The sequence below is a fragment of the Pseudomonas sp. LARHCG127 genome, from assembly GCF_052871455.1.
On record NZ_JBIXJT010000015.1, the window covers coordinates 76,825 to 101,642 of the forward strand.

Annotated in this window: 27 protein-coding genes, 1 pseudogene and 1 riboswitch; of the genes and pseudogenes, 13 read left to right on the forward strand and 15 right to left on the reverse strand. The window is 61.7% G+C overall.

Annotated features, from left to right (window positions below; translation table 11 throughout):
- Window positions 1–16: 16 nt before the first annotated feature.
- From ACIPQ1_RS23155 to ACIPQ1_RS23200, 10 genes are all read right to left on the reverse strand, one after another.
- Complete coding sequence (locus ACIPQ1_RS23155) at window positions 17–292, reverse strand: HPr family phosphocarrier protein (protein WP_053118478.1); 276 nt, start codon at window positions 290–292, stop codon at window positions 17–19.
- Window positions 293–307: 15 nt separating this feature from the next.
- Window positions 308–1,165: an RNase adapter RapZ gene (gene rapZ / locus ACIPQ1_RS23160; protein WP_003178001.1), complete on the reverse strand. Its 858-nt coding sequence runs from the start codon at window positions 1,163–1,165 to the stop codon at window positions 308–310.
- Window positions 1,166–1,167: 2 nt separating this feature from the next.
- Complete coding sequence (ptsN, locus tag ACIPQ1_RS23165) at window positions 1,168–1,632, reverse strand: PTS IIA-like nitrogen regulatory protein PtsN (protein WP_186708763.1); 465 nt, start codon at window positions 1,630–1,632, stop codon at window positions 1,168–1,170.
- Between the two features lie 12 nt (window positions 1,633–1,644).
- The gene (gene hpf, locus ACIPQ1_RS23170; protein WP_003178005.1) at window positions 1,645–1,953 is read right to left on the reverse strand and encodes a ribosome hibernation-promoting factor, HPF/YfiA family; all 309 of its coding nucleotides are present in this window, start codon (window positions 1,951–1,953) and stop codon (window positions 1,645–1,647) included.
- 77 nt (window positions 1,954–2,030) lie between these two features.
- Entirely contained in the window at window positions 2,031–3,524 is a 1,494-nt protein-coding gene (locus ACIPQ1_RS23175) for an RNA polymerase factor sigma-54 (RefSeq protein WP_186708766.1), read from the reverse strand.
- 164 nt (window positions 3,525–3,688) lie between these two features.
- Window positions 3,689–4,414, reverse strand: a complete 726-nt coding sequence (gene lptB / locus ACIPQ1_RS23180) for an LPS export ABC transporter ATP-binding protein (protein WP_018614004.1) — start codon at window positions 4,412–4,414, stop codon at window positions 3,689–3,691.
- Window positions 4,414–4,959 (reverse strand): lipopolysaccharide transport periplasmic protein LptA, encoded by a 546-nt coding sequence (gene lptA / locus ACIPQ1_RS23185; protein WP_186708793.1) that lies wholly within the window; start codon window positions 4,957–4,959, stop codon window positions 4,414–4,416. Before lptA ends, lptB begins: the two co-directional genes overlap by 1 nt.
- The gene (lptC, locus tag ACIPQ1_RS23190; protein ID WP_250964713.1) at window positions 4,946–5,515 is read right to left on the reverse strand and encodes an LPS export ABC transporter periplasmic protein LptC; all 570 of its coding nucleotides are present in this window, start codon (window positions 5,513–5,515) and stop codon (window positions 4,946–4,948) included. Before lptC ends, lptA begins: the two co-directional genes overlap by 14 nt.
- Before the next feature lie 7 nt (window positions 5,516–5,522).
- A complete protein-coding gene (locus ACIPQ1_RS23195; protein WP_186708798.1) occupies window positions 5,523–6,047 on the reverse strand; it encodes a KdsC family phosphatase in 525 nt (174 codons plus the stop codon).
- The gene (locus tag ACIPQ1_RS23200; RefSeq protein WP_186708801.1) at window positions 6,048–7,022 is read right to left on the reverse strand and encodes a KpsF/GutQ family sugar-phosphate isomerase; all 975 of its coding nucleotides are present in this window, start codon (window positions 7,020–7,022) and stop codon (window positions 6,048–6,050) included.
- Between the two features lie 273 nt (window positions 7,023–7,295).
- On the opposite strand from ACIPQ1_RS23200, the gene ACIPQ1_RS23205 reads away from it, so the two are divergent.
- From ACIPQ1_RS23205 to hisC, 10 genes are all read left to right on the forward strand, one after another.
- Window positions 7,296–8,105 carry an ATP-binding cassette domain-containing protein gene (locus ACIPQ1_RS23205; RefSeq protein WP_446534828.1) on the forward strand — a complete coding sequence of 270 codons (810 nt, stop codon included), beginning with the start codon at window positions 7,296–7,298 and terminating at the stop codon, window positions 8,103–8,105.
- Complete coding sequence (gene mlaE / locus ACIPQ1_RS23210) at window positions 8,105–8,902, forward strand: lipid asymmetry maintenance ABC transporter permease subunit MlaE (RefSeq protein WP_411386502.1); 798 nt, start codon at window positions 8,105–8,107, stop codon at window positions 8,900–8,902. The genes ACIPQ1_RS23205 and mlaE overlap by 1 nt, the downstream gene beginning before the upstream one ends.
- Window positions 8,902–9,369 carry an outer membrane lipid asymmetry maintenance protein MlaD gene (mlaD, locus tag ACIPQ1_RS23215; RefSeq protein ID WP_003178020.1) on the forward strand — a complete coding sequence of 156 codons (468 nt, stop codon included), beginning with the start codon at window positions 8,902–8,904 and terminating at the stop codon, window positions 9,367–9,369. Before mlaE ends, mlaD begins: the two co-directional genes overlap by 1 nt.
- Before the next feature lie 11 nt (window positions 9,370–9,380).
- Window positions 9,381–10,034, forward strand: a complete 654-nt coding sequence (locus tag ACIPQ1_RS23220; RefSeq protein WP_092333293.1) for an MlaC/ttg2D family ABC transporter substrate-binding protein — start codon at window positions 9,381–9,383, stop codon at window positions 10,032–10,034.
- Between the two features lie 8 nt (window positions 10,035–10,042).
- On the forward strand, window positions 10,043–10,348 hold the full coding sequence (locus ACIPQ1_RS23225; RefSeq protein WP_250964732.1) for an STAS domain-containing protein: 306 nt from the start codon (window positions 10,043–10,045) through the stop codon (window positions 10,346–10,348).
- Window positions 10,349–10,462: 114 nt separating this feature from the next.
- Window positions 10,463–10,702, forward strand: coding sequence for a BolA family protein (locus ACIPQ1_RS23230; RefSeq protein ID WP_007953556.1), 240 nt, complete (start codon window positions 10,463–10,465; stop codon window positions 10,700–10,702).
- A gap of 22 nt (window positions 10,703–10,724) precedes the next feature.
- Window positions 10,725–11,990 carry a UDP-N-acetylglucosamine 1-carboxyvinyltransferase gene (gene murA / locus ACIPQ1_RS23235; protein ID WP_186708857.1) on the forward strand — a complete coding sequence of 422 codons (1,266 nt, stop codon included), beginning with the start codon at window positions 10,725–10,727 and terminating at the stop codon, window positions 11,988–11,990.
- 130 nt (window positions 11,991–12,120) lie between these two features.
- The gene (gene hisG / locus ACIPQ1_RS23240) at window positions 12,121–12,756 is read left to right on the forward strand and encodes an ATP phosphoribosyltransferase (protein ID WP_053118502.1); all 636 of its coding nucleotides are present in this window, start codon (window positions 12,121–12,123) and stop codon (window positions 12,754–12,756) included.
- A 123-nt stretch (window positions 12,757–12,879) separates the two neighbouring features.
- On the forward strand, window positions 12,880–14,217 hold the full coding sequence (hisD, locus tag ACIPQ1_RS23245; protein WP_446534829.1) for a histidinol dehydrogenase: 1,338 nt from the start codon (window positions 12,880–12,882) through the stop codon (window positions 14,215–14,217).
- Between the two features lies 1 nt (window position 14,218).
- Window positions 14,219–15,271: a histidinol-phosphate transaminase gene (hisC, locus tag ACIPQ1_RS23250; RefSeq protein WP_411386504.1), complete on the forward strand. Its 1,053-nt coding sequence runs from the start codon at window positions 14,219–14,221 to the stop codon at window positions 15,269–15,271.
- Between the two features lie 345 nt (window positions 15,272–15,616).
- Here hisC and ACIPQ1_RS23255 read toward each other — a convergent pair whose 3' ends face one another.
- Both ACIPQ1_RS23255 and ACIPQ1_RS23260 read right to left on the reverse strand, forming a co-directional pair.
- Window positions 15,617–16,459, reverse strand: coding sequence for a methyl-accepting chemotaxis protein (locus ACIPQ1_RS23255; protein ID WP_411387464.1), 843 nt, complete (start codon window positions 16,457–16,459; stop codon window positions 15,617–15,619).
- Window positions 16,460–16,474: 15 nt separating this feature from the next.
- Window positions 16,475–17,755, reverse strand: a pseudogene (locus tag ACIPQ1_RS23260) (HAMP domain-containing protein); the annotation flags it as partial.
- 218 nt (window positions 17,756–17,973) lie between these two features.
- Between ACIPQ1_RS23260 and ACIPQ1_RS23265 the strand changes: the two are divergent.
- Window positions 17,974–18,789 carry a M48 family metallopeptidase gene (locus ACIPQ1_RS23265; protein WP_446534830.1) on the forward strand — a complete coding sequence of 272 codons (816 nt, stop codon included), beginning with the start codon at window positions 17,974–17,976 and terminating at the stop codon, window positions 18,787–18,789.
- A 140-nt stretch (window positions 18,790–18,929) separates the two neighbouring features.
- Here ACIPQ1_RS23265 and ACIPQ1_RS23270 read toward each other — a convergent pair whose 3' ends face one another.
- From ACIPQ1_RS23270 to ACIPQ1_RS23280, 3 genes are all read right to left on the reverse strand, one after another.
- The gene (locus ACIPQ1_RS23270; protein ID WP_446534831.1) at window positions 18,930–19,514 is read right to left on the reverse strand and encodes a TMEM165/GDT1 family protein; all 585 of its coding nucleotides are present in this window, start codon (window positions 19,512–19,514) and stop codon (window positions 18,930–18,932) included.
- A 90-nt stretch (window positions 19,515–19,604) separates the two neighbouring features.
- Window positions 19,605–19,727, reverse strand: a riboswitch (yybP-ykoY riboswitch).
- Window positions 19,728–19,777: 50 nt separating this feature from the next.
- Complete coding sequence (locus tag ACIPQ1_RS23275) at window positions 19,778–20,776, reverse strand: methyltransferase (protein WP_446534832.1); 999 nt, start codon at window positions 20,774–20,776, stop codon at window positions 19,778–19,780.
- A gap of 33 nt (window positions 20,777–20,809) precedes the next feature.
- Window positions 20,810–21,775: a 2-hydroxyacid dehydrogenase gene (locus ACIPQ1_RS23280; RefSeq protein WP_411386505.1), complete on the reverse strand. Its 966-nt coding sequence runs from the start codon at window positions 21,773–21,775 to the stop codon at window positions 20,810–20,812.
- Window positions 21,776–22,071: 296 nt separating this feature from the next.
- On the opposite strand from ACIPQ1_RS23280, the gene ACIPQ1_RS23285 reads away from it, so the two are divergent.
- Window positions 22,072–22,701, forward strand: coding sequence for a LysE family translocator (locus tag ACIPQ1_RS23285; protein ID WP_207963216.1), 630 nt, complete (start codon window positions 22,072–22,074; stop codon window positions 22,699–22,701).
- A gap of 154 nt (window positions 22,702–22,855) precedes the next feature.
- The gene (locus ACIPQ1_RS23290) at window positions 22,856–24,538 is read left to right on the forward strand and encodes a fatty acid--CoA ligase (protein WP_446534833.1); all 1,683 of its coding nucleotides are present in this window, start codon (window positions 22,856–22,858) and stop codon (window positions 24,536–24,538) included.
- Window positions 24,539–24,818 lie beyond the last annotated feature (280 nt).

A 24,818-nucleotide genomic window follows, 5' to 3' on the forward strand; every position in this document is an offset into this window, starting at 1 on the left:
CTCGAGTCCTGGGGGGTTACTCGCCTTCGTCGAAATAATTGTTGATCAGCGCCACCAGCGCATCCATCGCTTCCTGCGCCTGCTCCCCTTCAGTGCTCAGGTGAATCCTGGTGCCCTTGCCAGCGGCGAGCATCATCATCGCCATGATGCTTTTACCGTCGACGGTGCTCTCGGGCGTACGCCCGACCCTGATCGTGGTATCCGGAAACTTCCCCGCCACACCGACGAATTTTGCCGACGCCCGGGCATGCAAACCCAGCTTGTTGATGATTTCAATTTCCCGAGCAGGCATCGCGATGTGAATCCTTTAGCTGAGGTCGCGGTGGCGAACCTGGACATTCTTCAGGGATTGTTGCAGGAGCTGACCCAGGCGTTCGGTCAGGTAGACGGAGCGGTGATGACCGCCGGTACAGCCGATGGCGATCGTGACATAGGCGCGATTGCTCGCGGCAAAGCGGGGTAGCCATTTGAGCAGGTAGCTGGAGATGTCCTGGTACATTTCCTCGACGTCCGGCTGTGCGGCCAGGTAGTCGATCACTGGTTGGTCAAGTCCGGACTGCTCGCGCAATTCCGGCTTCCAGTAGGGGTTGGGCAGGCAGCGCACATCGAACACCAGGTCGGCGTCCACCGGCATGCCACGCTTGAAGCCGAACGACTCCACCAAAAACGCCGTGCCCGGCTCCGGTTGGTTCAGCAGGCGCAGCTTGATTGTGTCACGTAGCTGATACAGGTTCAGGTGCGTGGTGTTGACCTTCAGGTCGGCCAGGTCGGCAATCGGCCCCAGCAACTGGCTTTCATCGTCGATGGCTTCGGCCAGGGAGCGGTTGGCGTTGCTCAGGGGGTGGCGCCGGCGGGTTTCGGAAAAGCGCTTGAGCAGCGTCTCCTCATCGGCATCCAGGTACAACACATCGCACTGGATATGCCGGCTGCGCACTTCCTCGAGCAGTTCAGGGAAGCGCGACAGGTGGCTCGGCAGGTTGCGCGCATCGATGGACACCGCCACCAGCGGCTGCGCCAGTTCCGTGTGGATCAGGGCGCGCTCGGCCAGTTCCGGCAGCAGGCCGGCGGGCAGGTTGTCGATGCAATAGTAGCCGCTGTCCTCAAGCACGTTGAGGGCCGTGCTTTTACCGGAGCCGGAGCGGCCACTGACGATGATCATGCGCATGTTTAATGACCGTTCTGCTCGTCCAGGACCACCTGGTACAAAGCTTCGTTACTCGGTGCGCTGCGCAGTTTTTCGCGCACTTCCTTGCGGTCCAGCATGCTGGCAATCTGGCGCAGCAGCTCAAGGTGCGCATCGGTCGCCGCTTCCGGAACCAGCAATACAAACAGCAGGTCGACCGGGGCGCCGTCGATGGCGTCGAAATCTATGGGGGTATCAAGGTGCAACAATGCGCTGATCGGCGCGGCACACCCCTTGAGACGGCAGTGAGGAATGGCGATGCCGTTGCCAAAACCGGTGGAACCGAGTTTTTCACGGGCAACCAGGGCCTCGAAGACGTCCTGCATCACCAGATCAGGCACCTCGCGGTGGATCAGGTTGGCAATTTGTTCGAGGGCTTTCTTTTTACTGCCGCCCGGCGCGTTCACTTGGGAACGGCCGGGGGTCAGGATGGTTTCTAGTCGGATCATGGATTGGGGGGGTTAACGACCGGTGGCGCCCTGGAGGAGGCTCTGGGTCTTTTCCTTATGCTTTTTGAGTTGGCGATCCAGCTTGTCGGTCAGCAGGTCAATCGCGGCATACATGTCTGTGTGCTCTGCGTTGGCAACCACTTCTCCGCCGGGAATATGCAGCGTGGCTTCGATTTTCTGCAGCAGCTTCTCGACGTTCATCGTGACTTGCACGTTGGTGATCTTGTCGAAATGCCTCTCCAATCGGTCGAGTTTTTCGCCGATGTAGGTGCGCAGGGGTTCGGTCACTTCCAGTTGGTGTCCACTGATGTTGACTTGCATACAGCTTCTCCTTCGTTGCCAGTGCATAAAGCGGCAGGCAGAAATGCCTGCCACTGGAACGCTGTGGCGTGGCCTTGTTACATCAACCGCTTGCGTTCGCTCGAAGGCGCGATCCCGAGGGATTCACGGTACTTGGCGACGGTACGGCGGGCCACCTGAATGCCTTGTGCCTCCAGTAAACCAGCGATCTTGCTGTCACTCAACGGCTTTTTCTGATTTTCCGCAGCCACCAGTTTTTTGATGATCGCGCGGATGGCCGTGGACGAGCATTCGCCGCCTTCGGAGGTGCTGACGTGGCTGGAGAAAAAGTATTTCAATTCATAGATGCCCCGGGGGGTATGCATGAATTTCTGGGTGGTCACCCGGGAAATCGTCGACTCGTGCATGCCCACGGCCTCGGCAATGTCATGCAGGACCAAGGGTTTCATCGCTTCATCGCCGTACTCCAGGAAGCCGCGCTGATGCTCGACGATCTGGGTGGCAACTTTCATCAATGTTTCGTTGCGGCTTTGCAGGCTCTTGATGAACCAGCGGGCTTCCTGCAGCTGATTGCGCATGAAGGTGTTGTCGGCGCTGGTGTCGGCACGCTTGACGAAGCCGGCGTACTGGGCGTTGACGCGCAGCTTGGGCACCGACTCCTGGTTGAGCTCCACCAGCCAGCGATCATTGTGCTTGCGCACGATCACGTCGGGCACCACGTACTCAGGCTCGGTGGATTCGATCTGCGAGCCGGGGCGCGGGTTGAGGCTCTGCACCAGCTCGATGACCTGGCGCAGCTCATCTTCCTTGAGCTTCATGCGGCGCATCAGTTGGCTGTAGTCGCGACCGCCCAGCAGGTCGATGTAATCGGTGACCAGTCGCTTGGCTTCGGCCAGCCACGGCGTCTTGGCGGACAGCTGGCGCAATTGCAGCAACAGGCACTCGCCCAGGTTGCGAGCGCCGATGCCGGCCGGCTCGAACTGCTGGATGCGATGGAGGACGGCTTCGATCTCGTCCAGCTCGATGTCGAGCTCGGGGTCGAAGGCTTCGAGGATTTCCTCGAGGGTCTCGTCCAGGTAGCCCTGGTTGTTGATGCAATCGATCAGGGTCACGGCGATCAGGCGATCGGTGTCGGACATCGGTGCCAGGTTCAGTTGCCACAACAGATGGCTTTGCAGGCTCTCGCCGGCAGAGGTGCGGGTGGTGAAGTCCCACTCGTCGTCATCGCTGCTTGGCAGGTTGCTGGCGCTGGTCTGGTAGACGTCTTCCCAGGCCGTGTCCACGGGCAGCTCGTTGGGAATGCGTTCGTTCCATTCGCCCTCCTCGAGGTTGTCCACCGTCGGGGCGGCTTCCTGGTAGGACGGTTCCGGGATCTCGGTGTTGGTCTTTTGCTCGACGTTGTCGGCCAGCGGATCGGTGTTATCGAAGTCGTCGCCTTCTTCCTGGCGTTCGAGCATCGGATTGGACTCCAGGGCCTCCTGGATTTCCTGTTGCAGGTCCAGGGTCGACAATTGGAGCAGGCGGATGGCCTGTTGCAGCTGCGGTGTCATCGTCAGCTGCTGGCCCATTCTCAAGACTAGCGATGGTTTCATGGCAGGGGCTTAACACCTTATTCGCCGGCGCACATGCGCCATCCACTACAGGGCGCCGGAGCGCCAAACTTAAGCAAATTATATGCCTGAAACTGAAGTGTTTGCCTAGAGCGTCGCCATAATAAAATCAAACGACGCCCGGGCAATTCGCCAGACACGTGTGCTTACAGGCGGAACTCATGGCCCAGGTACACTTCCTTGACCAGGTCGTTGGCCAGGATCGCAGCGGAGTCACCTTCGGCGATCAACTGACCGTCATTGACAATGTAGGCGGTTTCGCAGATGTCCAGCGTCTCGCGCACGTTGTGGTCGGTGATCAGCACGCCGATGCCCTTGGCCTTGAGGTGATGGATGATCTGCTTGATGTCCCCCACCGAGATCGGGTCCACGCCGGCGAACGGTTCGTCGAGCAGGATGAATTTCGGCGCGGTGGCCAGGGCGCGGGCGATTTCCACGCGACGCCGTTCACCACCGGACAGGCTCATGCCCAGGTTGTCGCGAATGTGGCTGATGTGGAATTCCTGCAACAGGCTTTCCAGCTCCTGGCGACGGCCGGCCTTGTCGAGTTCCTTGCGGGTCTCGAGGATTGCCATGATGTTGTCGGCCACCGACAGTTTGCGGAAGATCGACGCTTCTTGCGGCAAATAGCCGATACCGGCCTTCGCGCGGCCGTGCATCGGCTGGTGGCTGACATCCAGGTCGTCGATCAATACGCGACCCTGATCGGCCTGGACCAGGCCGACGATCATGTAGAAGCAAGTGGTCTTGCCCGCGCCATTGGGGCCGAGCAGGCCGACGATCTGGCCGCTGTCGATGGACAGGCTGACATCACGCACGACTTGACGGCTCTTGTAGCTCTTGGCCAAGTGCTGAGCTTTCAGAGTTGCCATTACTGGGCCTTCTGCTCGGTTTTCTTTTTAGGCTGGATCACCATGTCGATCCGCGGACGCTGCTCGGTCACCTTGCTGCCGGTGGCGCGACCGGCGCTGGCGAGTTTCTTGTTTGTGTCATAGACGATTTTCTCGCCTTGGGTGACGTTGTTGTCCTTGTCGACGACCTTGGCACGGTCGATCAGGACCACGCGATCCTGGGAGGCGTGGTACTGGATGGTCACCCCGTAGCCTTGTACCGGCTTGGTGTCGCCTGCGGTTTGCATCTGCTCGAAATAGGCCAGGTTGCCCACCGAGGTCACCACGTCGATATCGCCGGACTGGGTGCGGGTGATGGTCACGGTGTTGCCGGTGACCTTCATCGAGCCTTGGGTGATGATCACGTCGCCTTTATAGGTGGCGACGCCATTCTTGTCGTCGAGTTGCGCGTCGTCGGCCTGGATGCGGATAGGCTGGTCGCGGTCGGTGGGAAGAGCCCAGGCGCTCGCGCTTCCCAGTGCTGCGCCCAGACTGAGCAAAATAGGGAGGGTTTTAGCGAGCTTCATACTGTCCTCTTACGTTCGATAGCAGGTGTATCCTGCTTTCCTTCAAATACGCCTTCATTCCCGTGCCAGTCGATACACCCCCGGCGCCGTCGATTCTAACGGGTTGCTCGGTCTGCGCATATTCTTGCTGCGGGAATACCGTCATGCGTGTGCTGGTGATGATGGTCGTACGGTTTTTCTCGTCGGTCCGGGCGATGCGTACCGAGTCGATTAGTTCCACTTCGGTGCCACCGGAATTGACTTCGGCGTGCTCGCTCTGCACATGCCAGGGAAAATCGGTGCCGCGGAATATGTTCAAGTCCGGCTTGGTGACCAGCGTAATGTCAGTGGCCTTGACGTGGTCGACCTTGTCGGACGTCATCTCATATTGCACTTTGCCGTCGGGCAGGTACTGCAGGGTGTGGGTGTTGGTCGCGTACCAGTCGATCTTTTCCTCGACTTGGGCCGCAGGCTGGTCGAGAAACCGTTCAGGGCTGATGTTCCAATAGCCCACCGCGGCGAAAATCGCCGCGATACAGGCAAACACCACAACGGTGCGAATCTTTTTGCTCAGCATAAATGGCTCACAGGTACGCGGCGTTGGCCGCTTCGAGACGGCCCTGGGCGCGCAGGATCAGTTCACAGAATTCACGGGCGGCACCTTCGCCGCCTCGCGCCGTGGTGATTCCGTGGGCGTGCTCGCGCACGAAGCTGGCCGCGTTGGCGACGGCCATGCCCAGGCCGACCCGGCGAATCACCGGCAGGTCCGGCAGGTCGTCACCGAGATAGGCCACTTGTTCATAGCTTAGGTTGAGTTGGCCCAAGAGCTCGTCCAGCACCACCAGTTTGTCTTCGCGCCCCTGGTAAAGGTGCGGGATGCCGAGGTTCTTCGCGCGCCGCTCGACCACCGGGGTCTTTCGGCCACTGATGATAGCGGTCTGCACGCCGGCGGCCATCAACATCTTGATGCCCTGGCCGTCGAGGGTGTTGAAGGTCTTGAACTCGCTGCCGTCTTCGAGGAAATACAGGCGACCGTCAGTCAGCACGCCGTCCACATCGAACACGGCCAGCTTGATGGCTTGGCCCCGTTGCAACAGGTCTGTGTTCATTTACATGACTCCCGCGCGCAGCAAATCGTGCATGTTCAGGGCGCCCACCGGACGGTCTTCGCCATCGACGACGACCAGGGCACTGATTTTGTGGTCTTCCATGATTTTCAAGGCCTCGGCGGCGAGCATCTCGGCACGGGCGGTCTTGCCGTGGGGCGTCATGACTTGCTCGATGGTCGCGCTGTGGATGTCGATGGCGCGGTCCAGGGTGCGGCGCAGGTCGCCGTCGGTAAAGATCCCGGCGAGCTTGCCGTCGGCTTCCAGCACTACCGTCATGCCCAGTCCCTTGCGGGTCATCTCCATGAGCGCGTCCTTGAGCAACGTGCCGCGCACAACCTGTGGCAATGCCTGGCCGGCGTGCATCACGTTTTCGACTTTCAGCAGCAGGCGACGGCCAAGGGCACCACCGGGATGGGAAAAGGCGAAGTCTTCCGCGGTGAAGCCCCGGGCCTCCAGCAGCGCCACGGCCAGGGCGTCGCCCATGACCAGGGCTGCGGTGGTGGAGGAGGTCGGCGCCAGGTTCAGCGGGCAGGCTTCGTGTTCGACATGGACGTTGAGGTTCACTTCGGCGGCCTTGGCCAGCGGCGAGTCCGGGTTGCCGGTCATGCTGATCAACTGGATGCCCAGGCGTTTGATCAACGGCAGCAACGTAATGATTTCATTGGTGGAGCCGGAGTTGGACAAGGCCAGGATGACGTCGTCCCGGGTGATCATGCCCATGTCGCCGTGGCTGGCCTCGGCCGGGTGGACAAAAAAGGCCGTGGTGCCGGTGCTGGCGAGGGTGGCGGCGATCTTGTTGCCGATGTGCCCGGACTTGCCCATGCCGACCACGACCACGCGGCCCTTGCTGGCCAGAATCATCTCGCAGGCGCGTACGAAATCAGCGTCGATATGGGCCAGCAAGCCTTGCACGGCTTCAAGCTCGAGGCGGATGGTACGTTGTGCCGATTGAATCAGGTCGCTGGATTGGTTCATGTCAGAAATCGTATGGCCCGATGAAAAGGCGGCGATTATAGCGGCAATGAACAATTCCCTCACGTAAGTTCGTCATGCTTTGTGCTGGCGGCTGCAAGGTTCGACGTAATATCAGACTTTTTACCTTAAGCCAGGCTTAACGGCGGGGCCGTTGGCCTTGGGCGCTTCGCTGTTGCAGTGATATAGTTCGCCGCCGGTTCGCTGCCCGGTGGTAGCGACGCTTGTCGGCTGCCCAAGGCATTCGAATGTGAGGCTGCATCGCAAGGAGTTTAGATGAGTGCCGACAACGCCTACGTGGTCGAGCTGAAGGGACTGTCCTTCAAGCGAGGGACGCGCAGCATTTTCAATGACATCGATATTCGCATACCACGGGGCAAGGTCACCGGCATCATGGGGCCCTCCGGGTGTGGCAAGACCACGCTGCTGCGGCTGATGGGCGCGCAGCTGCGTCCCAGCGCCGGCGAAGTCTGGGTCAATGGCCAGAATCTTCCCCAATTGTCTCGCAGCGACCTGTTCGATGCGCGCAAGCACATGGGGGTGCTGTTCCAGAGCGGCGCGCTGTTCACCGACCTCGATGTGTTCGAGAACGTGGCGTTCCCGCTGCGGGTCCATACCGATCTGCCGGAAGAAATGATCCGCGACATCGTCCTGCTCAAATTGCAGGCCGTCGGGCTGCGCGGCGCCATCGACCTGATGCCGGACGAGCTGTCCGGCGGCATGAAGCGTCGTGTCGCGCTGGCGCGGGCGATTGCCCTCGATCCGAAGATCCTCATGTACGACGAGCCCTTCGTCGGCCAGGATCCGATCGCCATGGGTGTGCTCGTGCGCCTGATCCGCCTGCTTAATGATGCGCTGGGCATCACAAGTATCGTGGTCTCCCACGATTTGGCCGAAACCGCGAGCATTGCCGACTACATCTATGTGGTCGGCGATGGGCAGGTGCTGGGGCAGGGCACGCCGCAGGAACTGGCGGATTCGGACAACCCGCGCATTCGCCAATTCATGAAGGGTGATCCGGACGGGCCGGTGGCGTTCCATTTCCCGGCCACGGATTACCGTACCGATCTGCTGGGGAAGCGCTGATGCGCAAGAAATCACTGTTGGAAAGAATTCGCCTGTTCGGTCGCTCCGGCATCGACGTGGTGGCGGTGCTGGGGCGTTCCTCGCTGTTTTTGATGCACGCCTTGCTCGGTCGCAACTCGACGGGCGGCGGCTTTGGCCTGCTGGTCAAGCAGTTGCACTCGGTGGGCGTGATGTCCCTGGTGATCATCGTCGTCTCCGGGATCTTCATCGGCATGGTGCTGGCGCTGCAAGGCTTCAGCATTTTGTCCAGCTACGGTTCGGAGCAGGCGGTCGGGCAGATGGTCGCCCTGACGCTGCTGCGCGAGCTTGGTCCCGTGGTGACCGCGCTGCTGTTCGCCGGGCGTGCCGGTTCGGCGCTGACGGCTGAAATCGGTAACATGAAGTCCACCGAGCAGCTGTCCAGCCTGGAAATGATCGGTGTCGACCCGCTCAAGTACATTGTTGCCCCGCGCCTGTGGGCCGGCTTCATTTCCCTGCCGGTGCTGGCGATGATCTTCAGCGTCGTGGGGATCTGGGGCGGCTCCTGGGTGGCCGTCGACTGGCTGGGGGTCTATGAGGGTTCCTATTGGGCGAACATGCAGAACAGCGTCGATTTCCTCGACGATGTCCTCAATGGCGTGATCAAAAGTGCCGTGTTCGCGTTCGTCGTGACCTGGATCGCCGTGTTTCAAGGCTATGACTGTGAGCCCACTTCAGAGGGGATCAGCCGTGCCACAACCAAGACCGTGGTGTACGCCTCGCTGGCGGTCCTGGGCCTTGACTTTATTCTGACCGCCTTGATGTTTGGAGATTTCTGATGCAAAACCGCACCCTGGAAATCGGTGTCGGCCTTTTCTTGCTGGCTGGCATCCTGGCTTTGCTGCTGCTGGCCCTGCGGGTCAGTGGACTGGCGCCGACGGCAAGCACCGATACTTATAAACTTTATGCCAACTTCGACAATATCGCCGGTTTGACGGTCAGAGCCAAGGTGACCATGGCCGGTGTGACCATCGGCAAGGTCACGGCAATCGATCTGAACCGCGAGGATTTCACCGGTCGGGTGACGCTGCAGCTGGAAAAGCGCGTGGACAACCTGCCGACTGACTCCACTGCATCTATCCTCACGGCTGGGCTGCTGGGCGAGAAGTACATTGGCATCAGCGTGGGTGGGGAAGACACCGTGCTCAAGGACGGTGGTGTCATCCACGACACGCAGTCGTCCCTGGTGCTCGAGGACCTGATCGGTAAATTCCTGCTCAATACCGTTAGCAAAGACGCCAAATGAGGAGCTTTTGAATGATCTCTATCTTGCGACGTAGCCTGTTGGTGCTGCTCGCGGCGCTGCCGTTGATGGCCAACGCCGTGGCCGCGCCTTCGGCCCATGACATCATCCAGGACACGACCACCCGGTTGCTGGCGGACCTTGCCGCCAACAAAGAGAAATACAAGCAGGACCCCAGCGCGTTCTATGACGCGCTGAACGGCATCGTCGGCCCTGTGGTGGATGCCGATGGCATCTCCAAGAGCATCATGACCGTCAAGTACTCGCGCAAGGCCACCCCGGCGCAGATGACCCGTTTCCAGGAAAACTTCAAGCGCAGCCTGATGCAGTTCTATGGCAACGCCTTGCTGGAGTACAACAACCAGGGCATCACCGTTTCCCCGGCCAAGGATGAAAGCGGCACCCGCACCAGCGTCGACATGCAGGTCAAGGGCAACAACGGCGCGGTCTACCCGGTGTCCTACACGCTCGAGAAGATCAACGGCGAGTGGAAGGTGCGCAACGTGATCATCAACGGCATCAACATCGGCAAGCTGTTCCGCGATCAGTTCGCCGACGCCATGCAGCGCAATGGCAACGACCTGGACAAGACCATCGACGGTTGGGCCGGTGAAGTCGCCAAAGCCAAGGAAGTGACCGAAGAAGCCAAAGAGAAGCAGGAACAATGATCGAGTCGGTGAGTGAGTCGGCCGTTCGTCTGGGCGGGGCCGGTGAGCTGCTGCTCAGCGGCGTGCTGGATTACCGCACTGGGCCGACTCTGCGCAAGCAGGGCCAGGCGCTGATCAAGTCCATTGGCGGCGCCGAGGTGGTCATTGACTGCTCGGCGGTGCAGAAGTCCAGCAGTGTCGGCTTGTCGCTGCTGCTGTGTTTCATGCGGGACGCCAAGGCGGCCGGCAAAACGTGGAGCATCCGTGGGATGCCCGAAGACATGCGCGAAATAGCCCAGGTCAGCGAGCTGACCGAGCTGTTGGCGCACCCCTGACCCACATTGTTGGAAAGCCCCTCTGTCAGAGTCCTGCTTCGCGGGGTTCGCAGGCGCGGGGCTTTTTTGTATGATGTGCGACCCGCGCGCACAGGGCGCCGATTGAGGTTGAGCATGCAGGCTGTAGAAGTGAAGAGCTTCCTTGAAGGAAAGCTGCCTGGTACGCAGGTGGAGGTTGAAGGCGAAGGCTGCAATTTCCAGCTGAACGTAATCAGCGATGAACTGGCGGCGTTGAGTCCAGTGAAGCGTCAGCAGAGCATCTATGCCCATTTGAACCCATGGATCGCCGATGGCAGCATCCACGCGGTCACGATGAAATTTTTCAGCAGCGCGGCCTGGGCCGAGCGCACCTGAGCCCAAGGGCCTCGAGATTCTTATGGATAAACTGATTATTACCGGCGGCGCTCGTCTTGATGGCGAAATCCGTATTTCCGGGGCAAAGAACTCCGCCCTGCCAATCCTGGCCGCGACCCTGCTGTGCGACGGTCCTGTGACTGTAGCCAACCTGCCGCACCTGCACGACATCACCACGATGATCGAGCTGTTCGGCCGCATGGGCATCGAGCCGGTGATCGACGAGAAGCTCAGCGTCGAGATCGACCCGCGCACCATCAAGACCCTGATCGCCCCGTACGAGCTGGTGAAAACCATGCGCGCATCGATCCTGGTATTGGGCCCGATGGTCGCTCGTTTCGGTGAAGCCGAAGTCGCCTTGCCTGGCGGTTGCGCCATCGGCTCGCGTCCGGTGGACCTGCACATCCGTGGCCTGGAAGCCATGGGCGCGGTGATCGACGTCGAAGGCGGCTACATCAAGGCCAAGGCGCCGGAAGGCGGCTTGCGCGGTGCGCACTTCTTCTTCGACACCGTCAGCGTGACCGGTACCGAGAACATCATGATGGCTGCCGCACTGGCCAAGGGCCGCAGCGTGCTGCAGAACGCCGCCCGCGAGCCTGAAGTGGTCGACCTGGCGAACTTCCTGATCGCCATGGGCGCCAAGATCAGCGGCGCCGGCACCGACACCATCACCATCGATGGCGTCGAGCGCTTGCATTCGGCCACCTACAAGGTGATGCCGGACCGGATCGAAACCGGCACCTACCTGGTAGCTGCTGCCGTCACCGGTGGCCGCGTCAAGGTCAAGGACACCGATCCGACCATCCTCGAAGCCGTCCTGGAAAAACTCAAGGAAGCCGGTGCCGAAGTCACCTGCGGCGAAGACTGGATCGAAGTGAACATGCACGGCAAGCGGCCCAAGGCCGTCAACGTGCGGACCGCGCCGTACCCGGCGTTCCCCACCGACATGCAGGCGCAGTTCATCTCCCTCAACGCCATTGCCGAAGGCACCGGCGCGGTGATCGAGACGATCTTCGAAAACCGCTTCATGCACGTCTACGAACTGCACCGCATGGGCGCCAAGATCCAGGTCGAAGGCAACACCGCCATCGTCACGGGCACCGAGAAGCTCAAGGGTGCGCCAGTCATGGCCACCGACCTGCGGGCTTCGGCCAGCCTGGTCATCTCGGCCCTGGTTGCCGAAGGCGATACCCTGATCGACCGCATCTACCACATCGACCGTGGCTACGAGTGCATCGAAGAAAAACTGCAGATGCTCGGCGCCAAGATCCGCCGCGTGCCGGGCTAGTTCCGGCTGCATGGGCATAGGGATGTGCCCGTTGAATTCGTTTCAGGTCGAGGGTGGTTGCCACCCTCGATGTGTGTCCGGCGCCGCTTGCGACCGGGCATGAGTACCTTGATAAGGACTGACGTTTCCCATGTTGACTATCGCACTGTCCAAGGGCCGCATCCTTGACGACACCCTGCCGCTTCTGGCTGAAGCGGGCATCGTGCCGACCGAGAATCCGGACAAGAGCCGCAAGCTGATCATCCCCACGACCCAGGCCGACGTGCGCTTGCTGATCGTGCGTGCCACCGACGTGCCGACCTACGTGGAACATGGCGCCGCCGACCTGGGCGTCGCCGGCAAGGACGTGCTGATGGAATACGGCGGCCAGGGCCTGTACGAGCCCCTGGACCTGCGGATCGCCCGCTGCAAGCTGATGACCGCCGGGAAAGTCGGCGCGCCGGAGCCCAAGGGGCGTCTGCGGGTGGCGACCAAGTTCGTCAACATTGCCAAGCGTTACTACGCCGAGCAGGGCCGCCAGGTCGATATCATCAAGCTGTACGGTTCGATGGAGCTGGCGCCGCTGATCGGCCTGGCGGACAAGATCATCGACGTGGTCGACACCGGTAACACCCTGCGGGCCAACGGCCTGGAACCCCAGGACTTCATCGCTGACATCACCTCCCGGTTGGTCGTCAACAAGGCGTCGATGAAAATGCAACATGCTCGTATCCAGGCTCTGATCGATACCCTGCGCAAGGCAGTGGAATCGCGACACCGCGGCTGATTCACCTGCGCGACCTTGAGTCGCGCCCGTCTATCCGTGTCATAGCCAATTTTCTCAGGTGCCCACGCGAATGGACTGGTAGCTTAGGGCGCCTGAGCATTTGCCATTAATGAGGCCCTCGCTATGACCGCTCCCACTTCGATTCGCCGACTCAACGCTGCCGACCCGGATTTCGCACATCATCTGGATCATCTGCTGAGCTGGGAAAGCGTGTCTGACGACTCGGTCAATCAGCGGGTGCTGGACATCATCAAGGCCGTGCGCGAGCGTGGCGATGCCGCCCTGGTGGAATTCACCCAGAAATTCGACGGCCTGCAAGTGGCGTCCATGGCCGACCTGATCCTGCCGCGCGAGCGCCTGGAACTGGCCTTGACCCGGATCACTGTGCCCCAGCGCGAAGCCCTGGAAAAAGCTGCGGCTCGGGTGCGCGATTATCACGAAAGGCAGAAACAGGACTCCTGGAGCTACACCGAAGCCGATGGCACGGTGCTGGGCCAGAAGGTCACCCCGCTGGACCGCGCCGGCCTGTATGTGCCGGGGGGCAAGGCGTCCTATCCGTCCTCGGTGCTGATGAACGCCATCCCGGCCAAGGTCGCCGGTGTGACCGAAGTGGTCATGGTCGTCCCGACCCCGCGAGGTGAGATCAACGAGTTGGTGCTGGCCGCCGCGTGCATCGCTGGCGTGGACCGGGTGTTCACCATCGGCGGTGCCCAGGCCGTGGCGGCGCTGGCCTATGGCACCGAAAGCGTGCCACGGGTGGACAAGGTGGTCGGCCCGGGCAACATCTATGTCGCCACCGCCAAGCGCCACGTGTTTGGCCAGGTTGGCATCGACATGATCGCCGGCCCTTCGGAAATCCTCGTGGTGTGCGACGGCCAGACCGATCCGGACTGGATCGCCATGGACCTGTTTTCCCAGGCCGAGCACGACGAAGACGCCCAGGCGATCCTGGTCAGCCCGGACGCCGAGTTCCTCGACAAGGTGGCCGCGAGCATCGACAAGCTGTTGCCGACCATGGACCGCGCCGAGATCATCAACACGTCGATCAATGGCCGTGGGGCGCTGATCAAAGTCGATGACATGGCGCAGGCCATCGAAGTCGCCAACCGCATCGCGCCGGAACACCTGGAATTGTCGGTCGCCGACCCGCAGGCCTGGTTGCCGCAGATCCGCCACGCCGGTGCGATCTTCATGGGCCGCCACACCAGCGAGGCCCTGGGTGACTATTGCGCAGGCCCTAACCACGTATTGCCGACGTCCGGCACCGCGCGCTTCTCGTCGCCTCTGGGGGTGTATGACTTCCAGAAGCGTTCGTCGATCATCTTCTGCTCCGAGCAGGGTGCCTCCGAACTGGGCAAGACCGCTTCGGTGCTGGCCCGTGGCGAATCGCTGAGCGCCCACGCCCGCAGCGCCGAGTACCGCATTCTTGACGAGCCATCCGTTGAACGGCAGGAGAACTGAAATGAGTAAATTCTGGAGCCCGTTCGTCAAGAACCTGGTGCCCTACGTGCCGGGTGAACAGCCGAAGCTGACCCGATTGGTCAAGCTCAACACCAACGAGAACCCCTACGGCCCATCGCCCAAGGCCCTCGCGGCGATGCAGGCCGAGCTGAACGACAATCTGCGCCTGTATCCGGATCCCAACAGCGACCTGCTGAAAGGCGCCGTGGCCCGCTATTACGGCGTGCAGGGCAACCAGGTGTTCCTGGGTAACGGTTCGGATGAAGTGCTGGCGCACATTTTTCACGGCCTGTTGCAGCACGACCAGCCGCTGTTGTTCCCGGACATCAGCTACAGCTTCTATCCGGTGTATTGCGGCCTGTACGGTATTCAGTTCGAGGCGGTGTCGCTGGATGAGCAATTCCAGATCGACCCGGCCGACTACGCCAAACCCAACGGCGGGATCATTTTCCCCAACCCGAACGCGCCGACCGGCTGCCTGCTGGCGCTGGAGGCGGTCGAGCGGATCCTCAAGGCCAGCCCGGATTCGGTGGTCGTGGTGGACGAGGCTTATATCGACTTCGGCGGCGAGACGGCCATCAGCCTGGTGGATCGTTATCCGAACCTGCTGGTGACCCAGACCCTGTCCAAGTCCCGCTCGCTGGCGGGGCTGCGCGTGGGCCTGGCGGTGGGGCATCCGGACCTGATCGAAGCGCTGGAGCGGATCAAGAACAGCTTCAACTCCTACCCGTTGGATCGCCTGGCGAATGTCGGCGGCGCGGCGGCGTTCGATGATCGCGAGCATTTCGACCGGACCTGCCGATTGGTCATCGAACACCGTGAGTGGGTGGTGGATCAGTTGGAAGCGAAGGGCTTCGAAGTATTGCCCTCGGCGGCCAACTTCATCTTCGCCCGCCACCCCCGGCACGACGCGGCAGGGCTGGCGGCGAAACTGCGGGAGCAGGGCGTGATCGTGCGGCACTTCAAGCAGGAGCGGATTGCCCAATTCCTGCGGATCAGCATCGGCACGCCGGAGCAGAACCAGGCCCTGATCGAAGCCCTCGGCGAACTCTGAAACCCTGCATTGAGCCTGTGGAATCCTGTGGAGTCTGTGGGAGCAAAGCTTGCTCGCGAGGGCGGTGTGTCAGTCGCTTCAATGTTGGCTGACCCGAAGCCATCGCGAGCAAGCTTTGCTCCCACAGTCGTTTTGTGGTGTACACAAGATCTGCATACCGCCGCAAATCCCCCTGTGGGAGCGAGCTTGCTCGCGAAAGCGGTGTGTCAGTCACTGTAATGTTGGCTGAACTGACGCCATCGCGAGCAAGCTCGCTCCCACAGTTGTTTTGTGGTGTACGCAAGATCTGCATACCGCCGCAAATCCCCCTGTGGGAGCGAGCTTGCTCGCGATGGGGCCTTAGAATCAGACCCTGAACTGGTTGATCAGCCGCCGCTGCTGCTCTGCCAGTTTGGTCAGCCCGGCGCTGGCCGCGCTGGATTCGTCGGCACCGCTGGCCACTTCGTTCGCCACTTGCCCGATGTTGATCACGTTGCGGTTGATGTCGTCGGCCACGGCGCTCTGTTCCTCGGCAGCGCTGGCGATCTGGGTATTCATGTCGTTGATCACCGACACCGCCTGGGTAATCGTTTCCAAGGCCTGGGCCGCTTTCGCCGCATGTTGCACGCTTTCATCGGTACGATGCTGGCTGTCTTCCATCACCCGAACCACATCCCGGGTGCCTTGTTGCAGTTGCTGGATCATTGCCTGGATTTCTTCAGTCGCCTGCTGGGTCTTCTGCGCCAGGTTGCGCACTTCATCGGCGACCACCGCGAAACCACGGCCCTGTTCACCGGCCCGGGCGGCTTCGATGGCTGCGTTGAGGGCCAACAGGTTGGTCTGCTCGGCGATCCCGCGGATGGCGGTGAGGATCGCATTGATGTTCTCGCTGTCCTTGGCCAGGGTCTGCACCACACCCACCGCCTTGCCGATTTCCACGGCCAGGGCGCCAATGGAGGTGGAAGTGTCCCGCACGATCTGCATGCCCTGGCTGGCGGCCTGATCCGCATGACTGGCAGCCTGGGCCGCCTGGGTCGCGTTGCGGGCCACGTCCTGGGCGGTGGCGGTCATTTCGTGCACGGCCGTGGCGACCTGATCGATCTCCGTCATCTGCTTGTGCACGCCCTGGTTGGTGCGGATCGCGATATCGGCGGTGTGCTCCGATGAATCGCTGACACTCTGCACCGAGGTCACCACCTGGGTGATCATGCCCTGCAACTTGCTCAGGAAGGTGTTGAAGCCCCTGGCGATCGCGCCCAGTTCGTCGGCGCGGTCGCTCACCAGGCGACGGGTCAGGTCGCCTTCGCCCTGGGCGATGTCATCGAGCATCGCCACCATCTGCTTGAGTGGCCGGGCGATGCCGTGGCCCACCAGCCAGATCACCAGCAGACCGATCCCGGCAATCACCAGGCCCACCATCGCCATGCCGAAGATATCGGTCTGGCGCCGATGGTCGAGGTCTTGCTGCAAGGCTTGCAGGTCGGCCATGACCGCGTTCAGCGGCAGTTGCAGCATCAGTGTCCAGCGGGCGTTGGTCTCGCCGATGCCGAACGGCATGTACACCTCGATATGCCCGTGGGCTTCGTCGATGTCGTAACGCACTTCGCCGACGCCCAGTTTGGTCAGGTTATCCAGTTCATTGGCGTCCAGCAGGTCGCTGGCCTTTTCCCCGAGTTTGCTCGGGTCCTTGGTGAAGGCCACCAGCCGGTTGTTGCTTGAGAGCAAGGCCATTTCCCCGGCGCCGTCGTACAGCTTGCCGTCGGCGGCCACGAGCATGTCCTGGATGAAGTTCACCGACAGGTCGGCACCGACGATGCCCTGGAACTTGCCCTCGATCATGATCGGTTCGATGAACGAAGCGAGCATGGTCATCGTGCTGCCGACGCGGTAGGGCGCCGGATCGATCACGCAGGCTTTCTTGCTGTCCTGGGAGCACAGGTAGTACTCACTGGCGCGAATGCCGGTGGAGAGCAGTTTTTGATCGGTCACATCTGCGAGCTTTTCCAGGCCCAGGGAGCCGTCCTGGTTGCGAAACCACCAGGGCAGGAAACGCCCGTTGGTTTCCATGCCCAGCACCGGGCTGTCCACGTAATTGGCGTCGTCGCGGTCGATGGCATTCGGCTCCCAGGCGATGTAGGCGCCGAGGATTTTCGGGTTGCGTACGACGGTTTCGCGCAACAGGCTGATCATCTGCTCCCGGGGCACCTTCAGTTGCGGGTTGCCGTCCGCGCCGTTCATGCCCATCAAGGCATTCGTGGTGGCCAGGCCGCGGGCGAGCAACAGCGGGGCTTCCAGTTCCCGCTGGATCAGGCTGGCCTGGGTACGTGCCAAGGCACTGAGGCGTTGTTCGATGAGTTGCTCGAACTGCGCCTTGGTTCGCTGTTGCACCATCTCCTGGGTGCGGGCGCCGGCAAACAGCGCGTACAACACAAGGGCGCCGACCACGCTGAGCACGATGGCACCGGCCAGGGCGGCCACGGAAAACTGGATCGATCTGAATTTCATAAAGACTCCGGACGCGGAAATGACGTCTGGGATCTTTATCGGCGTTTCTGTGGCGTGGCATGAGGCGCTGTTCGTCGGGTGACTGTTTTGGCTAGGTGGGTGTCGCAAATGGGCGCGGTGGTTTTGTCCAAAAAATCCGCAATCCCCTCGTTGTGTATCTGGCGCCGATACAAATCAAGGCCTAGGATACGCCCACGTTTCCAGGGAGCTTCTTTTACATGAACAAGACATTGATGGTGAGTGTTCTGAGCGCGGCGCTGCTGCTCGCCGGTTGCCAGTCGGTCAATACCACCAGCGGCGGAGCCGTGGGTGTGGAACGCAAGCAGTACATGTTCAGCATGCTGTCGACTGACCAGGTCAACCAGATGTATGCCCAGTCCTATCAAAAGACGATGGGCGAGGCGAGTGCCCAGGGCGTCTTGGACAAGACCAGCAGCGATGCCAAGCGCGTCCAGGCCATCTCCAGTCGACTGATCGCCCAGGCGCCGGTGTTCCGTCCGGATTCGGCGCAATGGAACTGGGAAGTGAACCTGATCAAGAGCGACGAGCTCAACGCCAGCTGCGGCCCTGGTGGGAAAATCATTTTCTACACCGGCTTGATCAATAAGCTGAAGCTCACCGACGATGAGATCGCCGCGATCATCGGCCATGAAATCGCCCACGCCCTGCGCGAGCACGGGCGCGAGGCGATGTCCAAGGCCTACGGCATCGAAATGGCCAAGCAGGGCGCCGGTGCCTTGTTCGGCCTCGGCCAGGACAGCCTGGCGTTGGCCGACACCGTCGCCAACTACGGCATGACCTTGCCCAACAGCCGTGGCAACGAGAACGAAGCCGACCTGATCGGCCTCGAACTGGCCGCCCGCGCCGGCTATAACCCGAACGCCGCGATCACCTTGTGGAACAAGATGGCCAAGGCGTCGGAAGGCGCGCCACCGGAGTTCATGAGCACCCACCCATCGTCGAGCAGCCGTATTGCTTCGTTGCAGGCGGCGATTCCGAAGGTGATGCCGCTGTATCAGCAGGCCAAGAAGTAACCATCGTCATGTGGTGAAACTTTTTTGTGGCGAGGGAGCTTGCTCCCGCTGGGCCGGTCCGACGCCTCGGGCGAAGCGGCCCCAAAAGCTTGCGGTCGCTGCGCAACCGAGCGGGAGCAAGCTCCCTCGCCACAACAGCCTCAAACCCACCCACTGCTCTGCATCGCCTTGTACACCGCCACGATCGCCAGGACGAAGAACGCCGAGGCGGCCAGGCGGCGGATCAGGGTCAGGGGCAGCTTCTCGGCGGCGAAATTGCCCGCCAGGACCACCGGCACGTTGGCAATCAACATGCCCACGGTGGTGCCGATGATCACCAACCACAGCTCCGGGTATTGCGCGGCGAGCATCACCGTGGCGATCTGGGTCTTGTCGCCGATTTCCGCCAGGAAAAACGCAATCAGCGTGGTCAGGAACGGTCCGAACTTGCGGGCCGTGTTGGCTTCTTCATCGTCCAGTTTGTCCGGGACCAAGGTCCACAGTGCCGTGGCCGCGAAGCTGGCCGCCAGTATCCAGTGCAGGACCGCGTCGGAGAAAAAACCGCTGACCCAGGCGCCGACCGCGCCGGCCGCCGCATGGTTGGCCAGGGTCGCGGCCACGATGCCAGCGATGATCGGCCAGGGTTTGCGAAAGCGTGCCGCCAGGATGAGCGCGAGCAATTGCGTCTTGTCGCCGATTTCGGCCAGCGCAACGATCGCCGTGGGTATCAGGAGTGAGTCCAGCATCAGGGAATTTCCTAAAGGGGCGGGTCGACACGGCTATGACACGTACAGCCTTCCCGCCCCGGGTAAGGTGTGCGTGTCATAGGTCTTGTCAAACCCAGCGACCATCTGCGTGGACGCTTGGGCCGCATACGCCATGGTCTGCTGACCAAGTATGTTGACGTATGCCGGGCGAGCATGGCGCTCGCGGGAGACTACTCCCCTAGGACGGAGCGGATTCTGCCTAGGCAAATCCGATTGGGCAAGTGCTGTTTTGTAAAAACGCCTCAGCCACGCTTGGCCCGGTAGATGCGAAAACCCTGGCCTTCGGCCTTGATCGCGCAGACGCCCAGATGCTCTTCGATCAAGGGTTGGTACTTGAGGAAACTATTGGCCACCAGGCGAAGTTCGCCGCCGTTTTTCAGATGTTTGGCCGCTTTTCGCAGCAGGTTCTCCGTGGCGTGGTAATCGGTGTGCACGCCCACATGGAACGGTGGGTTGCTCAGGATCGCGCTCAAACCCATCGGCGCGGCGTCAATGCCATCACCGGTCAGCACGTCGGCTTCCAGGCCATTGGCGGCCAAAGTCAGGCGGCTGCTGGCGGCGGCGAAAGCGTCCACGTCCAGCAGGGTGACGGTATTGTGCGGGTAGCGTCGCTTGACCGCCGCCCCCAGCACCCCGGCACCGCAGCCGAAGTCCAGCAGATGGCCGCTAGGCAGTTTATCCAAGTGTTCCAACAGCAGCGCACTGCCGCGATCCAGGCGGCCATGGCTGAACACCCCGGGCAGGCTGATGACTTTCAGCGGGCCTTCGGCCAGGGGCAGTTCGTAGGTCTGGGCCAGGCTTTCCAGCGGCTTGGCCTCGGGCGCATTCGCGACCGTGACCTGCCACAGCTGGCAGTGCCGTGCGCTATCGAGCTTGCGCGGCTTGCCGAACGGGTTGAGCTGCTTGGACGCCCCTTCGATGCCGCTGCGTTTTTCCCCCACCAGGTACACCTCACGACCAGCCAGGCGCGCCGCCACGGCATTGAGGATGTAATCGGTCAGGTCCTTGGCCTTGGGCAGGAATACCACGGCGGTGTCGAACCCATGCTCCGGGACGTTCACGCCAAAGTGGCTGCGCTCGGGGAAACGAGCATCCAGCGCGGCCTGATCGCCGGCATGCCAGCACCAGCCATGGGCCTCGGGCAAACGGCCGAGCAGGTCGTCGGCGGGCAGGCCGGCCAACAACACCGAACCCTGGAATAACTCGGCCTGACGAAGCAGTACTTCACTGCGCGGATCCATGGTCTGCTCCTTGAAAAAAAGTGCGGCAGTTTATCAACTGACGACACGCCGCGCTGTACCGCTGAAAAAGCCTTGGGCGTTTTCGCTCATTTGGCCGACGATCCGTTGCCGAGCCTCGCGGCTGCCCCAGGCGTTGTGGGGGGTGACGATCAAGCGTGGAATATCGCCGGCCAGCAGCGGATTGCCTTGGACCGGCGGCTCCACGCTCAGCACGTCGGTGGCCGCGCCACCCAAGTGACCGCGGCGCAGGGCCTCGGCCAGCGCCTGTTCGTCGATCAGGCCGCCACGGGCGGTGTTGACCACGAACGCACCGGGCTTGAGCAATGCCAGTTCGCGGGCGCCGATGAAGTGGCGGGTGTGCTCATTGAGCGGGCAGTGCAGGGTCAGGGCATCGACGTGTGGCAGCAATTGCTCCAGCGGCAAGCGGTCGGGGCGGGCCGGGCGGCCGGGGATCTGCCCCAGCAGCACACGCATGCCAAAGGCTTCGGCCAGCCGCCCGACGGCGCTGCCCAACTCGCCATGGCCGAGCAGGCCCAGGGTCTTGCCCTCCAGTTCGACAATCGGATAGTCCAGCAGGCAGAACTGCGAAGCCTGCTGCCAGCGACCTTCACCCACCGCCTTTTGATAATCGGCCAGGCGCGTCGCCAGGTTCAGCAACAGCATGATCGTGTGTTGGGCCACCGATGGCGTGCCGTAGCCTTGGCAATTGCACACGGTGATGCCGTGGCTGCGGGCCGCCGCCAGGTCGACATTGTTGGTGCCGGTGGCACTGATCAAAATCAGCTTCAGGTCCGGGCTGGCCGCCATCGCTTGGGCATCGATCACGATTTTGTTGGTGATTGCCACGGTGGCGCCCTTGAGCCGCTCGGTCACCTGGTCTGGCGTGGTCCGGGCGAACAGTTGCAGTTCGCTGAAGCAGCCGCGCAGCGGGCCCAGGTCCAGGTCGCCGAGGTCCAGGGAAGGGTGGTCGAGGAAAACGGCGCGAGCGGTGTTCGTCATCAGCTGTACCTTTTATGTCAAGAACCGAAGGCGTAATGTGGCGAGCCTATCAGATGGAATGTGGCTTTGGCCTAGCTCGATATTGGGGCTAATGAAGATCCTTGTGGCGAGGGGATTTATCCCCGTTGGGCTGCGAAGCAGCCCTGAAACCTGAACACTGGATGTGCCAGGCAAAAAATGTCTGAAGCTTCTTGGGGCTGCTTCGCAGCCCAACGGGGATAAATCCCCTCGCCACAGATTCATTTGCCACACAATGATGTTTGTTTTGAGATTTGAGTTAGCCAAGGAGCTCCACCATGTACCTCGCTGAATTCCTCACCGTCGCCCTGATCCACCTGCTGGCCGTCGCCAGCCCCGGGCCGGATTTTGCCGTGGTGGTGCGCGAAAGCGTGACCCATGGCCGGCGCGCCGGGACCTGGACGGCGCTGGGCGTCGGCACGGCGATTTTCCTGCATGTGGGCTATTCGTTGCTGGGCATCGGCCTGATCGTGTCGCAATCGATCGTGCTGTTCAACGCGCTGAAGTGGGCCGCCGCCGCGTACTTGCTGTACATCGGTTTCAAGGCACTGCGGGCGCAACCGGCCAAGCCGGCCGAGGAAAACCTGCATCAGGAGATCGGTGAGCGTACCGCCCGCGGCGCGTTCATTTCCGGTTTTGTCACCAATGGCCTGAACCCCAAGGCGACGCTGTTTTTCCTGTCGCTGTTCACCGTGGTGATCAACCCGCATACGCCGCTGGCGATCCAGGCCGGTTACGGCGTGTACCTGGCGGTGGCGACGGCCGTCTGGTTCTGCCTGGTGGCGCTGCTGTTCAGCCAGCAACGGGTGCGCGCCGGTTTTGCGCGCATGGGCCACTGGTTCGACCGGACCATGGGCGCGGTGCTCGTCGCCATTGGCGTGAAGCTGGCGTTTACCGAGTCGCACTGATCCCGCTCTGTGGCAGCACCTACAGTCCCAGGCATGGCTCAAGGCTAGTATCTACGCGCGGATCAAATCATTCCTTTGGCTGATTTGATCCGTGTATAAGCGCTCTAGAGTGCTTACTTCCAGCCAAGACCGTGCAGTCAGAAAAGGGACTCTTATGTTGCAGACTCGCGTTATTCCTCCCGCCGAAGGCGCCTATCAATACCCGCTGCTGATCAAGCGGCTGCTGATGTCCGGCACGCGTTACGAGAAAACCCGCGAGATCATCTACCGTGACCAGTTGCGCTACAGCTATCCGACGCTGATCGAGCGGGTCGCGCGCCTGGCCAACGTGTTGACCGAGGCGGGGGTCAAGGCCGGCGATACCGTGGCGGTGATGGACTGGGACAGCCATCGCTACCTGGAATGCATGTTCGCGATCCCGATGATCGGCGCGGTGATCCACACCATCAACGTGCGCCTGTCACCGGAGCAGATCGCCTACACCATGAACCACGCCGAGGACCGCTTCGTGCTGGTCAACAGCGAGTTCGTCGGCTTGTACCAGGCGATAGCCGGGCACCTGACCACGGTGGACAAGACCCTGCTGCTGACCGACCTGCCGGAAAAAACCGCCGACCTGCCGAACCTGGTGGGCGAGTACGAACAATTGCTGGCCGCCGCCGCCCCCACCTACGATTTCCAGGATTTCGACGAAAACTCCGTCGCCACCACGTTCTATACCACCGGCACCACGGGCAACCCCAAGGGCGTGTACTTCACCCATCGGCAACTGGTGCTGCACACCATGGGCGTGGCGACCATCATGGGCTCCATCGACAGCGTGCGGCTGCTGGGCACCAACGACGTGTACATGCCCATCACGCCGATGTTCCATGTCCACGCCTGGGGCCTGCCCTACGTGGCGACCATGCTCGGGCTCAAGCAGGTCTACCCGGGCCGCTACGACCCGGAATTCCTGGTCCAGTTGTGGCGCAAGGAAAAGGTCACCTTTTCCCATTGCGTGCCGACCATCCTGCAAATGGTCCTCAATGCCAAGGGCGCCCAGGACACCGACTTCGGCGGCTGGAAAATCGTCATCGGCGGCAGCGCCCTGAACCGCAGCTTGTACGAAGCGGCCAAGGCCCGGGGCATCCAGCTCACGGCGGCCTACGGCATGTCGGAAACCGGCCCGCTGGTGTCCTGCGCCCACCTCAACGCGGAACTGATGGCCGGCAGCGAAGACGAACGCACCACCTACCGGATCAAGGCCGGGGTGCCAGGGCCACTGGTGGAAGCGGCGATCGTCGACACCGAGGGCAATTTCCTGCCGGCCGACGGCGAGACCCAGGGCGAACTGGTGCTGCGTGCGCCGTGGCTCACCGAAGGCTATTTCAACGAGCCGCAGAAGGGCGCCGAGCTCTGGGCCGGCGGCTGGCTGCACACCGGTGATGTCGCCACGCTCGACAACATGGGCTTCATCGACATCCGCGACCGCATCAAGGACGTGATCAAGACCGGTGGCGAATGGATCTCCTCCCTGGACCTGGAAGACCTCATCAGCCGTCACGCGGCGGTACGCGAAGTAGCAGTGGTCGGCATTCCCGATCCGCAGTGGGGCGAGCGGCCGTTTGCCTTGCTGGTGATTCGCGAAGGGCATGAGATCGGGGCTCGCGAGCTCAAGGAACACCTCAAGCCGTTCGTCGAGCTGGGGCACCTGAGCAAGTGGGCGATCCCGAGCCAGATCGCCCTTGTTACGGAAATTCCCAAGACCAGCGTCGGCAAGCTCGACAAGAAGCGCATCCGCGTCGACATCACCGAATGGCAGAGCAACAACAGCACCTTCCTGTCCACGCTTTAGGCCTTTTTGCCGTGCCCGAAAGGGCACGGCAGCCCCACCAAGCAAGCGCTTGCCTTGTCAAACCGAAAATTTCAGCCATCCTTGCCGTGCCGGCATCTGTCGGCCTGGCGAAAGGACTGTTCCAGAGTGGTTGAGGGCTGCAAATCACACTTTAGAGGGATCAAGCCGTACTACCTGCTGGCTATAGTCCGCTCACGGATTCTCAAGAACGGGGCGCACGCACGAAAGGGCGATGCGACTTCGACGGATGTCGGGACGCTGCCGCTCCCTGCCGCCGAGG

Bases quoted from the DNA above. Each gene is read 5' to 3' on its own strand.
- ACIPQ1_RS23255 (WP_411387464.1), bottom strand. From the start codon at position 16,459: ATGATCACCCAGGTGGTGACCTCGGTGCAGAGTGTCAGCGATTCATCG.
- ACIPQ1_RS23155 (WP_053118478.1), bottom strand. From the start codon at position 292: ATGCCTGCTCGGGAAATTGAAATCATCAACAAGCTGGGTTTGCATGCC.
- lptA (WP_186708793.1), bottom strand. From the start codon at position 4,959: ATGAAGCTCGCTAAAACCCTCCCTATTTTGCTCAGTCTGGGCGCAGCA.
- hisG (WP_053118502.1), top strand. From the start codon at position 12,121: ATGTTGACTATCGCACTGTCCAAGGGCCGCATCCTTGACGACACCCTG.
- hpf (WP_003178005.1), bottom strand. From the start codon at position 1,953: ATGCAAGTCAACATCAGTGGACACCAACTGGAAGTGACCGAACCCCTG.
- ACIPQ1_RS23175 (WP_186708766.1), bottom strand. From the start codon at position 3,524: ATGAAACCATCGCTAGTCTTGAGAATGGGCCAGCAGCTGACGATGACA.
- ACIPQ1_RS23230 (WP_007953556.1), top strand. From the start codon at position 10,463: ATGCAGGCTGTAGAAGTGAAGAGCTTCCTTGAAGGAAAGCTGCCTGGT.
- ACIPQ1_RS23205 (WP_446534828.1), top strand. From the start codon at position 7,296: ATGAGTGCCGACAACGCCTACGTGGTCGAGCTGAAGGGACTGTCCTTC.
- ACIPQ1_RS23195 (WP_186708798.1), bottom strand. From the start codon at position 6,047: ATGAACACAGACCTGTTGCAACGGGGCCAAGCCATCAAGCTGGCCGTG.
- ACIPQ1_RS23200 (WP_186708801.1), bottom strand. From the start codon at position 7,022: ATGAACCAATCCAGCGACCTGATTCAATCGGCACAACGTACCATCCGC.
- ACIPQ1_RS23290 (WP_446534833.1), top strand. From the start codon at position 22,856: ATGTTGCAGACTCGCGTTATTCCTCCCGCCGAAGGCGCCTATCAATAC.
- murA (WP_186708857.1), top strand. From the start codon at position 10,725: ATGGATAAACTGATTATTACCGGCGGCGCTCGTCTTGATGGCGAAATC.
- hisD (WP_446534829.1), top strand. From the start codon at position 12,880: ATGACCGCTCCCACTTCGATTCGCCGACTCAACGCTGCCGACCCGGAT.
- ptsN (WP_186708763.1), bottom strand. From the start codon at position 1,632: ATGATCCGACTAGAAACCATCCTGACCCCCGGCCGTTCCCAAGTGAAC.
- rapZ (WP_003178001.1), bottom strand. From the start codon at position 1,165: ATGCGCATGATCATCGTCAGTGGCCGCTCCGGCTCCGGTAAAAGCACG.
- ACIPQ1_RS23275 (WP_446534832.1), bottom strand. From the start codon at position 20,776: ATGGATCCGCGCAGTGAAGTACTGCTTCGTCAGGCCGAGTTATTCCAG.
- ACIPQ1_RS23280 (WP_411386505.1), bottom strand. From the start codon at position 21,775: ATGACGAACACCGCTCGCGCCGTTTTCCTCGACCACCCTTCCCTGGAC.
- ACIPQ1_RS23220 (WP_092333293.1), top strand. From the start codon at position 9,381: ATGATCTCTATCTTGCGACGTAGCCTGTTGGTGCTGCTCGCGGCGCTG.
- lptB (WP_018614004.1), bottom strand. From the start codon at position 4,414: ATGGCAACTCTGAAAGCTCAGCACTTGGCCAAGAGCTACAAGAGCCGT.
- ACIPQ1_RS23285 (WP_207963216.1), top strand. From the start codon at position 22,072: ATGTACCTCGCTGAATTCCTCACCGTCGCCCTGATCCACCTGCTGGCC.
- ACIPQ1_RS23265 (WP_446534830.1), top strand. From the start codon at position 17,974: ATGAACAAGACATTGATGGTGAGTGTTCTGAGCGCGGCGCTGCTGCTC.
- hisC (WP_411386504.1), top strand. From the start codon at position 14,219: ATGAGTAAATTCTGGAGCCCGTTCGTCAAGAACCTGGTGCCCTACGTG.
- lptC (WP_250964713.1), bottom strand. From the start codon at position 5,515: ATGCTGAGCAAAAAGATTCGCACCGTTGTGGTGTTTGCCTGTATCGCG.
- mlaE (WP_411386502.1), top strand. From the start codon at position 8,105: ATGCGCAAGAAATCACTGTTGGAAAGAATTCGCCTGTTCGGTCGCTCC.
- ACIPQ1_RS23270 (WP_446534831.1), bottom strand. From the start codon at position 19,514: ATGCTGGACTCACTCCTGATACCCACGGCGATCGTTGCGCTGGCCGAA.
- mlaD (WP_003178020.1), top strand. From the start codon at position 8,902: ATGCAAAACCGCACCCTGGAAATCGGTGTCGGCCTTTTCTTGCTGGCT.